11 protein-coding genes and 2 tRNA genes are annotated in these 12,979 nt (G+C 44.4%); 6 read left to right on the top strand and 7 right to left on the bottom strand.

Translation table 11 applies throughout. The features are described from left to right. Positions 1-11 precede the first annotated feature (11 nt). Genes V513_RS11385 through frr form a run of 5 tightly spaced genes read right to left on the bottom strand, consistent with a single transcriptional unit; the run spans position 12 to position 5,125 of the window. The gene (locus V513_RS11385; RefSeq protein WP_014731594.1) at positions 12-422 is read right to left on the bottom strand and encodes a Mini-ribonuclease 3; all 411 of its coding nucleotides are present in this window, start codon (positions 420-422) and stop codon (positions 12-14) included. Next, entirely contained in the window at positions 409-3,018 is a 2,610-nt protein-coding gene (gene alaS / locus V513_RS11390) for an alanine--tRNA ligase (protein ID WP_014731595.1), read from the bottom strand. Before alaS ends, V513_RS11385 begins: the two co-directional genes overlap by 14 nt. 12 nt (positions 3,019-3,030) lie before the next feature. Next, positions 3,031-3,885, bottom strand: coding sequence for a phosphatidate cytidylyltransferase (locus V513_RS11395; RefSeq protein ID WP_006487688.1), 855 nt, complete (start codon positions 3,883-3,885; stop codon positions 3,031-3,033). After that, positions 3,885-4,568 (bottom strand): polyprenyl diphosphate synthase, encoded by a 684-nt coding sequence (gene uppS / locus V513_RS11400; protein WP_014731596.1) that lies wholly within the window; start codon positions 4,566-4,568, stop codon positions 3,885-3,887. Before uppS ends, V513_RS11395 begins: the two co-directional genes overlap by 1 nt. Continuing rightward, on the bottom strand, positions 4,568-5,125 hold the full coding sequence (frr, locus tag V513_RS11405; protein WP_041928234.1) for a ribosome recycling factor: 558 nt from the start codon (positions 5,123-5,125) through the stop codon (positions 4,568-4,570). Before frr ends, uppS begins: the two co-directional genes overlap by 1 nt. A gap of 155 nt (positions 5,126-5,280) precedes the next feature. On the opposite strand from frr, the gene yajC reads away from it, so the two are divergent. From yajC to V513_RS11435, 6 genes are all read left to right on the top strand, one after another. After that, positions 5,281-5,673, top strand: coding sequence for a preprotein translocase subunit YajC (yajC, locus tag V513_RS11410; protein ID WP_099772828.1), 393 nt, complete (start codon positions 5,281-5,283; stop codon positions 5,671-5,673). Between the two features lie 66 nt (positions 5,674-5,739). After that, a complete protein-coding gene (gene secD / locus V513_RS11415; RefSeq protein WP_041928237.1) occupies positions 5,740-7,245 on the top strand; it encodes a protein translocase subunit SecD in 1,506 nt (501 codons plus the stop codon). Beyond that, entirely contained in the window at positions 7,242-8,162 is a 921-nt protein-coding gene (gene secF, locus V513_RS11420) for a protein translocase subunit SecF (protein ID WP_014731599.1), read from the top strand. Before secD ends, secF begins: the two co-directional genes overlap by 4 nt. Before the next feature lie 54 nt (positions 8,163-8,216). Then, positions 8,217-8,292: transfer RNA gene (locus V513_RS11425), tRNA-Ala, on the top strand. 45 nt (positions 8,293-8,337) lie between these two features. Then, positions 8,338-9,246, top strand: a complete 909-nt coding sequence (locus tag V513_RS11430; protein WP_257212091.1) for a phospholipase D-like domain-containing protein — start codon at positions 8,338-8,340, stop codon at positions 9,244-9,246. Then, a complete protein-coding gene (locus tag V513_RS11435; protein ID WP_099772830.1) occupies positions 9,243-10,952 on the top strand; it encodes an NAD+ synthase in 1,710 nt (569 codons plus the stop codon). The genes V513_RS11430 and V513_RS11435 overlap by 4 nt, the downstream gene beginning before the upstream one ends. A 227-nt stretch (positions 10,953-11,179) precedes the next feature. Here the strand turns inward: V513_RS11435 and V513_RS11440 are convergent, their stop codons facing one another. Both V513_RS11440 and V513_RS11445 read right to left on the bottom strand, forming a co-directional pair. Then, positions 11,180-12,580 (bottom strand): PAS domain-containing protein, encoded by a 1,401-nt coding sequence (locus tag V513_RS11440; RefSeq protein ID WP_014731602.1) that lies wholly within the window; start codon positions 12,578-12,580, stop codon positions 11,180-11,182. Positions 12,581-12,868: 288 nt separating this feature from the next. After that, positions 12,869-12,945: transfer RNA gene (locus V513_RS11445), tRNA-Thr, on the bottom strand. Between the last annotated feature and the right edge of the window lie 34 nt (positions 12,946-12,979).

Raw genomic sequence — 12,979 nt, forward strand, 5'->3', positions numbered from 1 at the left:
ATGTAAATACATTAAATCACCCTTTCGAACAGCTCTCTGATTCTCTCAGTCTTTCCTTCAAGAAATAAATATCCGATGAGAGCTTCAAAAGCGGTGGCCATTTTATAGTCCTCATCATCTCCATGTTTTTTTGAACCTCTTGAATTGTAACCCCTTCTGACGATTTCTTTCTCTTCTTCATCAAGAAGGTCAGCAACTTCTTCAAGAGCTTTCCTTTGACCTGAGGCACTTACGTAATCTTTTACTATGTTGTGCTGATGACCTGCTCTCCTCCGGGCCTGCGGCAAGGTATTCAATCGAAAATAGAGCGAATAAACTGCATCTCCTAAGAAAGCAAGGCTGTCAAGCGACAACTGGTCAGGACTTACCGAGAAAGAAAAGAGATTATCCCTTTTGTCGTTACCGTTGTTATAGGTATTCATCAATCCTCTCGATTAATGTTTGCAACTTTGATAGATCCTTTCCACCTGCCTGGGCAAAGTCTGGTCTACCTCCACCGCCCCCTCCAAGGTCTCTTGCGATTTTCCTGGCGATCTCACCTGCGTTGAATTTGTCAGTAAGTTTCTTCTCGACCTTCACAACGAACGAGACTGAGTCTTCCAGCTCGTTGAATATTATCACTATTCCGCCGCCTTCTTTGCTAAGAAGAACATCGGCCCCATTTCTCAGGGCGCTAGAAGGAGCGTTTTCGACCCTTCTTATGAGCAGTTTCGTCCCATTAACGATCATCTTCTTATCTTTCATCAGGGAGTCTCCAGAGAGCAGCTTTTCTTTCAATCTTTTTATCTCTTGTCCACCTGACTTCAGCTCGTTCAAAACCCCTTGAAGCCTCTGGATAATTAAATCTTCGGGAACCTCAAGCACTTCTCTTATTGTTTTCTGCCTGTTGAACAGATTTCTGAAATAATTAAGAGACGTTTTTCCTGTTATCGCTTCTATTCGCCTTGTCCCTGCAGCAACAGAGGTATCGGAAAGGATTTTGAAGAGACCGATTTCTCCGGTGTTGTCAACATGAGTGCCTCCGCAAAGTTCTCTGCTGAATCCTTCGACTGATATTACCCGCACCTTGTCGCCGTACTTCTCTTCAAAAAGCGCCATCACATCCTGCCCTTTAATCTCGTCAAAGCTTTTTTCTGCCTTATCTACTACTTTAGCCTTGAGGATCTCTTCATTTACGATTTCTTCAACTTCGTTGAGTTCATCTGTCGATAACGGCTGAAAATGCGAAAAATCGAAACGTAATCTATCTGGCTGAACCAGAGAACCAGATTGGTGGACGTGTTCCCCAAGCACCTTTCTTAACGCTGCGTGCAGCAAATGAGTAGCGGTGTGATTTCTCGTTATCGCCTTTCTTCGGTCCTCATCCACCGAAAGCCAAGCTTTGTCCCCAACATGTAAAGCACCTTCTTCAACAAAAGCCCTGTGGACTATCATCTCCTGGTAAGGTATGAACACTCTCTCGACCTTTGCAGAAGCATTGTCTGTACGGATCAAACCCGTATCGGTAACCTGTCCTCCTCTTTCGGGATAGAACGGTGTTTTTTCAAAGATTAAATCTCCGGTTTCGCCTTTGCTAAGGGTTTCTACGGCGTCACCTTCTTTTAGAATGGCGACGATCTTGGATTTGTCTTCGAATCTCGAGTAACCTGTGAATTTCGAATTGCCGGTCACAGGAAATATAGTTGAATATGCTTCGACGTTGCTAAGATATTCTCTGTCTCCCATTGCCTCCCTGGCCCTCTCTCTCTGTAACGCCATTTCCCTTTCATAGCCTTCTTTGTCAAGAGTTACACCGGTACCCGCAACGATCTCCTCAACAAGTTCCAGGGGGAATCCATAAGTATCGTGTAGCATGAATAATTCGGGACCTGAAAGTTCTTTCTTGTCGACAAGTACTGACTTCAATCTCTTTTCACCATTTACAAGTGTTGAGAGGAATCTCTCCTCCTCTTTAAGAGTGATTTCTTGAGTGAATGAAAGCCTCTGCCTCAGTTCGGGATATACATTTCCCATATGATCCGCAACTGTCTCCACTATTCGGTAAAGAAACGGGGAACTGTATCCGAGCAGTGAACTGTGGCGTACAGCCCTTCTCAAAATTCTTCTGAGTACGTATCCACGACCTTCGTTAGAGGGAAGAATACCATCTGAAACCATAAATGCAACCGATCTCGCATGATCGGCAATGACTTTTATCGAGATATCGGAGCCCGGTTTTTCCTTATACTTAATTCCAAGGATCTCTTCAATCTTTTTGATTATCGGTATGAACAAGTCGGTGTCGAAATTCGAATCGACATCTTGAAGTATCGAGGCGGCTCTTTCAAGGCCAAATCCCGTATCGATGTTCTTTCTTTCGAGGTAAGTGAGATTTCCTTCCTCGTCCTGGTTGAATTCTGTAAATACAAGATTCCAGAATTCAAGAAATCTACCGCAATCGCAAGCGGGGCTGCAGTTCTCGGGATCCGGGCAGTTGTCTCCATGACCTCTGTCTATGAAGATCTCTGAATCGGGTCCACATGGACCGGAGGGCCCGGCCGGACCCCACCAGTTGTCCTTCTTTCCAAGCCTAATGATCTTCTTTTCTGGGATGCCGACTTCATCTCTCCATATTGAAAACGCTTCGTCATCGTCAAGATAGACGGAAACCCACAAACGGTTTTCCGGGAGATTCAGATACTCGGTAACAAATTCCCAAGCCCATTTTATGGTCTCTCTCTTAAAATAATCGCCGAACGAGAAGTTACCCAGCATCTCGAAAAACGTTTGATGTCTAGGGGTTCTTCCTACGTTTTCGATGTCGTTAGTCCTTACGCATTTCTGACAGGTTGTTACTCTTCTGTAAGTGGGTTCTATCTTGCCCCAGAAGATCGGTTTAAAAGGAACCATCCCGGCGACTGTGAACATCAGCTGGGGATCGTTCGGTATCAATGAAGCACTCTGCAACCTTTTGTGATCTTTAGATTCAAAAAACTTGAGATAACTCTCTCTTATCTCAGCGCCAGTCATGTATTTCACTATCTTGCCTCCTCAAGTCAAAAGAGTAAGGAAAATATAAAACATGGGTGTTACGAAAAGAACACCGTCTATACGATCAAGCATACCACCATGTCCAGGCAGCAAACTGCCAGAATCCTTAACACCGTGATATCTTTTGAAAGATGATTCGGCAATGTCACCAATTGTACCAAATACGGCTACCACAACTGCCAATACCATGAACTGAAGTATTCCCAGGTCGGGACCGTTGTAAAGTCCTGTTAGTTTGCTCAAAGAGACGAACAGAAGCATAAAAAGAAGAGAAGTCACGTATCCACCAATTACTCCCTCGAGACTCTTTTTGGGGCTGTAACTCGGAGAGATCCTGATGTGACCAAATTTCTTTCCTAAAAAGTAAGCCCCGGTGTCGAATAGCCACACAGATGTTAATGACATCAACGCCATAGATGAACCGAACCCGAGATAGATGTGATAAAAGAATGCAAGATCGAAGCCAATGTATATAAGGGAGAATACGGAATTAGCTATTATCTCTTTGGCACTCCTTACATCGGCGACTGTAGTTATGACTATCGAAGTAATAGAAATCACACCCACTGCAAAAATCAACTCCGGTCTAGGAGCTGCAGATTCAACTCTGGCAAATCTATCGAGAAGTATTCCGTAAGCAACGATTATCGCAGGTATTACCCCGGACAGAGCAATTCTGACTGACTGATGGTTCCGCTCTTTTAAACTGAACTTTAGGTATTCATAGTTTGAAAAAAGCACCACGGCAGAGACCAATCCAATGAATGAATAATAGTTAACGAAACATAGAATGACAAAAGGAGCCACAACGGCAGCGGTCACTATCCTGATACCTGTCTCCGAGATTTTCTTCATCAGTCCAATGCACCAAACCTTCTTTTCCTTTTTGAGTAATCGTCCACTGCTCTATGGAATTCCTCTTTCGTGAAATCAGGCCACAGAGTTCCAGTGAAAAACAGCTCACTGTATACCGATTGCCACGTCAAAAAGTTGCTGAGTCTTTCTTCTCCAGAGGTTCGAATGATCAGATCGGGTTCGGGAACATCTGGAAGATAAAGATTCATGGCTATGTCTTCTTCCGATATTTGTTCCTTTCCGATCTTAAGAATCTCGTTTACCGCGTCAACAATCTCTGCCCTTCCACCATAATTAAGGGCTACGATAACATCAAGTTTCTTACCCATCGAAGTCTTGTTCTCGATCTGAAAGACGAAGTCCCCGAGTTCAGGAGGAAGCTCGTTCAGCCTCCCCATGAATCGCATTCTAACGCCCTCTTCCAGCATACTGCCGACTTTGCTGCTTATGTAAAGGAGCATCAGTTCAAATAGAAATTCGACTTCTTCCTTTGGACGCCTCCAGTTCTCCGTGGAAAACGCGTAAAGTGTTACGTATCTTATTCCAAGATCTGCACACCAGTGAGAGGCGGCGTCCGCTACTTCAGCACCCTTTCTGTGTCCTTCAATTCTCTCAAGTCCCCTTTTCTTGGCCCATCGGCCATTTCCATCCATTATAAAGGCTACATGAACGGGAAAGGCCATTAAAAGTCCATGATCTCCTTACTCTTCTTTTCAAAGGCCTTGTCCATCTCTTCAATATATCGATTTGTAAGCTCCTGAATTTCCTCCTCGAATTTCTTAAGATCGTCCTCAGTCATCTCTGATGCCTTTTCAAGTTCTCTAGCTTCCTTTATAACGTCTCTTCGGATATTTCTAATAGCTATCTTTCCCTTCTCCGCATTATCTCTTGCGATCTTCACCCACTTTTCTCTCTGTTCCGTCGTCGGTACAGGAAAGTTCAACTTGATATTGACCCCGTCGTTTATGGGAGTCAAGTCAAGTTTAGAGGCAAAGATTGCTTTTTCAACTTGGCTGAGGACGCTTCTATCCCAGGGCTTAATGACTAAAGAACGGTCTTCGGTAGTTGTGATTGTGGCTATCTGGTTAATCGGTGTAGGCACTCCGTAATAGTCGACCTTTACAGACTCAAGAAGGGCAGGGGAAGGTCTGCCCGTACGCATTTGGGCGTACTCTTCCACGATTTTTTCTACGCTCTTCTTCATTCGGTTTTCAGCATCTTTCAGCAGGCTATTCATGATCTTCCTCCCTTTCTCTCGTATGTCAACGGAATTATATCATGTAAGGCTTTTCGTATTAGTAGCGTCAGAACTGCAAAAAAGGTTTGTTAGTTGAATTGGGTAGTCTATTCTGGTAAAATCATACAGGTGCTCTAACCATGACAGGAGGTATGTAAATGTTTTCAGTCCTTAGTTTCATTGCATATGCCCCGGCAGGAGATGTGGCAGCTCCTTCGACAGATCCGGGGGCAGCAACCAGCGGGGGCTTCTCAGGAATAATCATATTGCTAGTTCTTATGGTTGCTTTCTTCTATTTCCTCATAATTATGCCTCAAAGAAAGAGGGATAAGCAGTTCAAGCAGATGATGGAGAAGCTCAAGGTTGGCGATAGAATAGTTACGGCCGGCGGAATCATCGGAAAGATTACAATGATAAAACCTGACAGCCTAAGGATCAGGACCGGCACCGGAACAGAACTTGATGTTACAAGAAAGGCAATCGCCGTCGTAGTTAATAAAGGCGAGAATGACAAAGAAGAAGTAGAACCCGATGTGAATGTCAAACAGTAATAGTTTCAGGTACATTTGTAGATATTGGAAGGGGGTGTCTGTCCGAGTCTTTCGGGCAAAGTCCGTATGAGAGCAAACCAAAAACGCTTGATCGTTACCGTTGTGGTGTTTGTTGCGGCATTATTGCCACTACTTATACCTCACGGTAGTGCACCAGCCGGAAGCAGCTTCATAGATAAATTGGCTGCGAACATCAAGTTAGGGCTTGATATAAAGGGTGGAGCTCTTCTTGAGTACCAGATGCTTACCGATGTCTCTGATCAAGAGATGAATGCACTTGCAGACAGAGTCATTGAAGTTTTGAGGGCAAGACTGGATGCTGCCGGATTCACTGAAGCAACAGTAGAAAAGGTTACCACGGGAATTTCGTTTGGGGAAGATATTCCACCTGTGAGAGTGAGAGTTCAAATTCCTGGAATAACAGATGTATCTAGAGCCGAGAGTCTAGTGGGAAAGACCGGGAGGCTCTATTTTGCTGATGTTCTCGCGATTGAAACTTCGGTTTCTACGCCTTCTATCCCAGCAGGAATGTCGCTGGAGATAAGCAGGAGAAAGCTTCAAGGAGCCGAACCTTACTGGGTCAAGGAACTTCACTACGGAGAATACGTCGGAGGAGTACAGAACAACACATGGTATTTCATCAGTCCCAAAGTCAGCATAGGGTCTAGCTATGCAGAGCTTGACGGAAGCGTGGTTACAGATGCTAAGCCTTTGGTGAACAATCAGCCCAGACCCGGGCAAGGAAGATTCATGGTTTCTCTGAAGTTCAGTTCCGAAGGTGCGAAGACTTTTAGGGACATTACTTCAGTGAAGTCCACATATGCCGATACCGATATGAAGAAGAGGCTCGCAATTGTCCTGGACGATAGGGTAATCATCGCACCTCTAGTTCAGTCTCAGATTTCCGATGGAAATGCCGTAATTGAGGGTTTGAATTCAATCGAAGAAGCGAAGGAAGTTTCCATTCTTGTCGGAAGTGGAAATCTTCCCGTCGATCTCGCATCGTTCAACAAGAGAGTTTTGTCGCCCACGCTCGGCAGAGATATCATAAATTCAAGCCTTTGGGCCGGAGTAGCAGGTATCGTTATAATAATGATCTACATGGTTGTCTTCTACAAGAAGATGGGTATTGTGGCAGACATCGCCTTGCTGTATAATGCGGTGCTTCTCTTTGGAATGATATCTCTTACCGGTTCAATTCTCACACTGCCTGGTATAGCTGGTATAGTTCTGACAATAGGAATGACAGTCGATGGAAATGTTCTGATCTTCGAGAGAATAAAAGAAGAATTGAGGTTGGGAAAGACGCCGGAGAACTCAATAGATTCGGCCTTTTCTAAGGTTGTGTGGACGATTTTCGACGCCAACCTCACTACAATACTCGCCGGTCTCGTTCTCTTCTATTTTGGAACGGGTACGGTTAAGGGATTCGCAGTCACACTTATAATAGGCGTTGTAGGCGCAATGTTCACAAATATAGTGGTGTCAAGAACCGTACTTACGGGAATGGCGGGAAGTCTCAAACCCCATCGCTACGTTGAAGTTGAAACGGAAGGGAGAGATGCAAGATGACCTTCAAAGCAGACTTCGTCGGAAAAAGGAAGTATTTCATTGCTCTTTCCCTTGTGCTGATTGTCGTCTCTGTTATCTTCATTTTCACAAAAGGATTCAATTTTGGAGTTGACTTCACCGGCGGAATCGAAATAAGCGTTTCCGTCCAGGATGTCGATATGACTGTGGCTGAGATGAGAGAGCTCCTGAGCGCAGAGGACCCCGATTTTGCGGCTGCAAGAATCATAAAACAAAGACCGCTTACCGAAGAAGGTTCTTCCGAACAGAGGAGTAGATTCTCGATTATCGTCAATACTTCAGAGAGTGAAGAATCCATAACAGCAAAGATGCTGGCCGGACTAGAAGTGAAAGATGTTACAAATGACAATATACTTTCTGTGAGTACAATTTCGGGATATGCTGCCCAGGAGATAAGGGGATATGCTTGGATTGCCGTAACAGTGTCCATGGCGCTTCTTCTTCTATACATAACGATTAGATTCAAGTTCTCTTTTGGAGTAGGAGCTATACTAACGCTTATTCACGATGTGATTATAGTACTGGGATTCTACAGTATCTTCGGAATTGAGTTCAATGCACCGGTAGTTGCGTCACTCCTTACTTTGGTTGGATACTCTCTCAATGACACGATCGTCGTTTACGACAGAATTAGGGAGAATACCAAGAAGATGAGGGGAAAGACGATAGAAACAGTGGTAAATACAAGTATCAATGATGTAATAGTTAGATCGATAAACACTTCTTTGACCACTTTTCTGGCTGTTCTCACTCTCTTCATATTCTCGGGAGAGGTCTTGAGACCATTTGCGTTCGGAATGCTGGTCGGTGTTGTCGTTGGAACATATTCCTCTCTGTACATCTCCAGCCCTGTCGTTATCGAGTGGTTGAAGAGATCAGAGAGCAGAAGCCACGCTTGATCGTTGTCTACCTCTTGAAAAGTGAAACCTGGTAGAGTATAATTTTTTTAGAGTGGGGACGTAGCGCAGTTGGGAGCGCGATACAATGGCATTGTATAGGCCGAGGGTTCGAATCCCTTCGTCTCCACCAGGCGGGGAACGTGAGTTCTCCGCTTTTTCAATTTTGGTGATGTGGATGAAGAGACTCCTCGTTTTTGTCTTGGTGTTAATTGAAGCCGCACTAGTTGCAGTCCCCTCTGTGTTTTTCACTGATGATGGGAGAGCGGTGCAAAGAATACTGAACGTTCTTGAGGATGCGCAAGAAGAAGTTATCTTGGTATCTTACTCTCTTGATGAAACCGAGATAATGAAATGTCTCAATAACCTTGAAAGAAGGGGAGTAAGAATTGAGGTGATGATCGATGATTCGACTGTGGATAGAGCCTTCGCAAAATCACCGGAGTTTGAAATCAGGAGCGATACTGCAGCGGCTCTAGTCCACTCGAAATTCCTTGTCGTTGACAGACAAGTGGTTGTCTTCGGAACGGGCAACTTCACTGAAGGAAGCCTAAGAGAAGATTCGAATAGCTTTTTGGTTTTCGAATCTCCATCGGTAGCTGAGTTGTTTCTACGATACTTTGAAGCAATTGAAACTGGGGTCTCTTTGGACGAAGTTAATATTGGAAACATTGATTTCTACTTGTGCCCTTCACAGGAGGCAAGGAAAAGAGTAATAAAGGAGCTTATGGGAGCTAGAAGGGAGATATGTTTCGCTATGTTTGCCTTTACCGACCCGGAAATCTTAGCAGCTTTGAAATTTTGCGCTTCCATTGGAGTGAGGGTTACTGGAATAGTAGACAGCTGGAACGAGGATTCTCCTTTGCGGGAATATCTAACTTCTGGAATGGAAGTAGATGAAGGCGGTGCTGTCACAATTCACGACAAGACATTTGTCGTTGACGGAGAAACTGTGATTACTGGTTCGGCGAATGCGTCTCTGAGCGGCTGGGGGAAAAATCGAGAGGTAGTTGCTATAATCGACTCGAGAGAACTTGCAAAGGAATTTGTGAATCATTTCGAGTATATAAGGGGGGTCTCAAGATGATTGTCAGAACGGCGCTGGCTCAGATAAATACGACTGTTGGAGATATAAACGGCAACAAGAATAAGATCATAGAGGCAATTGATAAGGCGACCGCAAGTGATTCGGAAATACTTTTGTTCCCCGAACTGACAATTACGGGCTACCCACCTGAAGACCTATTATTAAACACAGGCTTTCTCAGAGAGAATTTGGCTGCGCTTAAGGAAATCGCCAACTACACAGAAGGAAGCAAAACAATGATCGTTCTTGGGTTTGTAGATTTCTCCAACGAAATCTACAATGCTGCTGCCGTGATTCATTCGGGCGAGATTAGAGCCGTCTATAGAAAGATGAGCCTGCCAAACTATTCGGTATTCGATGAAAGGAGATACTTCTCTCCGGGAAGCCACCCTTTACTAGTAAGATACGGGGAAGCGAATATCGGGATAAATATCTGTGAGGATCTCTGGGTTCCTTCCGGCCCGATAAACGAACAGGCTATTGGAGGCGCAAATCTCATACTCAATCTTTCAGCTTCTCCCTTTTCCGGGATGAAGAGCAAGACAAGGTCCGCTCTGTTGCTTACAAGGGCGATGGAGTACTCCAGCATCATAGTATACTGTAACCTGGTGGGTGGTCAAGATGATCTAGTCTTTGACGGCAGAAGCTGCGTAGCGATGCCGGATGGAAGATTGCTTCTAGGAAAGGCTTTTGAAGAAGATATAATTCTGCTCGATATAGACACCGATGTTTCGACTAGATACAACCTTTTCGAAGGAAAGAGGAAAGACTATTCTATGCAGGTAAGCCTCGAAGAGGTCTCAATAACACCATCTCATCGACAGAGTCCATCGGTAAACCCTGATAGCTCCTGTCAAGAACTCTGCAAGTACGATGAGCTGATAGCGGCCCTGGAAATCGGTATAAGAGATTACGTGAAAAAGAACGGCTTCAAGAAGGTAGTTCTTGGCTTAAGTGGGGGAATGGATTCCTCGCTAGTAGCAGCACTAGCTGTTAGGGCAATCGGTAACGACAATGTTAAGGGTGTAATGATGCCCTCGAGGATAACTTCCGGCGAATCAAAGAAAGATGCACTGGAACTTGTGAATAATCTCCAAATAGAGGGTTTGGAAATACCAATAGACGATATCATGTGTACGACACTGAGCACTCTAGAACCAGTGTTTACGGGGACATCTGAAGATATTACTGAAGAGAATCTGCAGGCAAGAATTCGAGGGATGATACTGATGGCTCTCTCTAACAAGTTTGGATGGCTGGTTCTTATTACCGGCAACAAGAGTGAGATGGCAACAGGTTATGCTACTCTTTACGGGGATATGGCGGGGGGATTTGCCGTCCTCAAGGATCTGTACAAGACCCAGGTATATAGAATCGCAGAGCGAATAAATGAACTCGCGAAGAGAGATATGATACCGCGAAATGTGTTTTCCAAAGCTCCGTCAGCAGAGTTGAGAGAAGGTCAAAAAGATCAGGACTCTCTTCCCCCATATGAGATTCTTGACGAAATCCTCAGGCTTCACATTGAAGAGGGTCAGTCGGCGGAAGAGATTGTGCTGGAGGGTTTTGAGAGGGATACTGTGGAGCACTCGCTCAAACTTTTGAGAAGGAGCGAGTACAAACGCAAACAGTGTCCTCCCGGAATAAAAGTGTCCAAGAGAGCTTTCGGAAAAGACTGGAGAATGCCAATTACCAATCACTACTGAACCACTCCACTGTTTTGAACAGAGCAAATATCATCAAGGGATTCGAGGTAGTCTTCAGCAATTTTGGTATTTTACCTTATTTGGTAATGTGATAGGAATTCTCTGTGTGATAACTCAAGTAAGAAAGCTTCAAGATCTCGATTCCTCGAGAGACAGTCGCCATCTTAAGCGCCGAGAAACTGATTGTCATTTGCGCTAGGCAGTCAGTTATGGAGGAATGAAAGAGACTAAGTAACCTTTCTGCCAATAAAGATTGTGCCTACTTCTTCATCGTGATCGCGTACAATTTCCCCCGTGAATTCAATGACGGCATTTGATTCCTGCCTGACTGGAAATCTGATCTTGTTTTCAAGGGGCTCTGATGGCTTTGAAGCGGCAATCTTAAGGAAGTTCCTTAGAGGTTCTGAACTAATGTCCTCCAGAGCTTTATTTTCTTCATCTTCCAGTCTGGTTTCAAAGTATTTCTCGGCAGCTTCATTCAAGTAAATCAGTCGATTCTTCATATCGGTTGCGATCGCCAGATCACCAGTCCCGTTTAGAAGCAGGGAATGAAGATTATTGCGCCTCTGAAGCTCAATGTTCTCGGTAATGTCTATTCCAATAACGAGTTCATAGACATTATCGTCAACCCTCAACATGCTTCGCTTCGCTTCAACTATGAATTCGGTTCCGTCTCTTCGTCTGTGAAGTTGTCTTCCCTTCCACTTGCCGGACTTCATCATCGAGAACTGCATGGATTCTGCCTCTCCCTCACCCTGTACCAAATATGAGGCAAGATTATCTCCCAGCATTTCTTCAAGATCATATCCATGGATTTCTGCAGCGAATTTGTTCAGATATACAATCCTTCCCTTCTCATCGATGGCTATTGCAATTTCCTCTGCATTGTCAAGAAAACGCCACTGGAATATCAGTTCTTCTCTGTCTCTCTTCTGTTTTGAGACATCCATGAAGGTCAGCTGAACAACACTCTCTGCGCCGTAAAGCATTTCAGAAGTGTTGAAAATTACATAAGTCTTTCCACCGGTTTTTGTTAGCATAACGATTTCTCGATCAGTGTCGAAATGCTCAATCCCCAGAATAGTCTCCAAAGCAAAGGGTTCGTCGTAAACAAGATCCTGCAATCGCATCTTTTCGATTTCCTCCTCCGTGTATCCCAGAAGGCTCTGCGCGACCTGATTGCAAAAGATCACGTTTCCGTCTCTTTTTCTAAGGATTAGCATTCCGCAGCCCATGCTATTCACCAGACCCATGTACTTCTCTCGTTCGAAATCAAGAGTTTTTTGAAGACGATGCTTTTCCAACATCGAATAGACTATCTCGGGGAGATAGTGAAGATAACCGGGCCCCTTGAGAAGATACTCTCCAGGTTCGAGAGAGTACTTCACAATAGCCTTCTCGCTACCAATGAGACACAGATAAGGAATGGAACCTGAACGAAGATTCCTGATTATGTCTTCTCCGACATAATCGAAGACCATTGCATCAGAAAAGCGACTGTATTCGTCAGATACTTCTTCAACGTATCTGACATCGAAGCGTTCATCGAAAGCTTCAATTAACCTTCTTGCATCCTTTTGGCTTCTTCCAACCAGGATAATTCGTGGCTTTGAATAGAAATCAAACACAGACTTCACCCCTGAACAGAACGCACCGATGAAACCAGTTACCTATACATCCACCCAAAAAGGAAACAACTCGCAAAATCCATTCTGAATAAGCTAAACTTTGATGTTCAACCGGAGGTTACAGTCGTTTTGCTAACAATGCCGTTCAAAGCCTTGCAAAGGGAACTGGATGGTTATGCTACGAAAAGAAAGTTACATTTTTATTCTAGCATAGATTGGGAGAAGATTCAAAATTAGTACTTTCGTGGCCAACAAAAGAAATAACCGGATGATCATCCGGTTATAAAATGGAGCAGGCGATGAGATTTGAACTCACAACCTCCGCCTTACCAAGGCGGCGCTCGACCGATTGAAGCTACGCCTGCTCTGCTGAAACTATGATATCACAGCATTTTTCAA

The sequence above is a fragment of the Mesotoga sp. H07.pep.5.3 genome (assembly GCF_002752615.1).
Taxonomy (GTDB): domain Bacteria; phylum Thermotogota; class Thermotogae; order Petrotogales; family Kosmotogaceae; genus Mesotoga; species Mesotoga prima.

Excerpts from the sequence above, each read along its gene's own strand:
- V513_RS11385 (WP_014731594.1), bottom strand. The coding sequence starts at position 422 with ATGAATACCTATAACAACGGTAACGACAAAAGGGATAATCTCTTTTCT.
- V513_RS11395 (WP_006487688.1), bottom strand. The coding sequence starts at position 3,885 with ATGAAGAAAATCTCGGAGACAGGTATCAGGATAGTGACCGCTGCCGTT.
- uppS (WP_014731596.1), bottom strand. The coding sequence starts at position 4,568 with ATGGCCTTTCCCGTTCATGTAGCCTTTATAATGGATGGAAATGGCCGA.
- yajC (WP_099772828.1), top strand. The coding sequence starts at position 5,281 with ATGTTTTCAGTCCTTAGTTTCATTGCATATGCCCCGGCAGGAGATGTG.
- secD (WP_041928237.1), top strand. The coding sequence starts at position 5,740 with ATGAGAGCAAACCAAAAACGCTTGATCGTTACCGTTGTGGTGTTTGTT.
- secF (WP_014731599.1), top strand. The coding sequence starts at position 7,242 with ATGACCTTCAAAGCAGACTTCGTCGGAAAAAGGAAGTATTTCATTGCT.
- V513_RS11430 (WP_257212091.1), top strand. The coding sequence starts at position 8,338 with ATGAAGAGACTCCTCGTTTTTGTCTTGGTGTTAATTGAAGCCGCACTA.
- V513_RS11435 (WP_099772830.1), top strand. The coding sequence starts at position 9,243 with ATGATTGTCAGAACGGCGCTGGCTCAGATAAATACGACTGTTGGAGAT.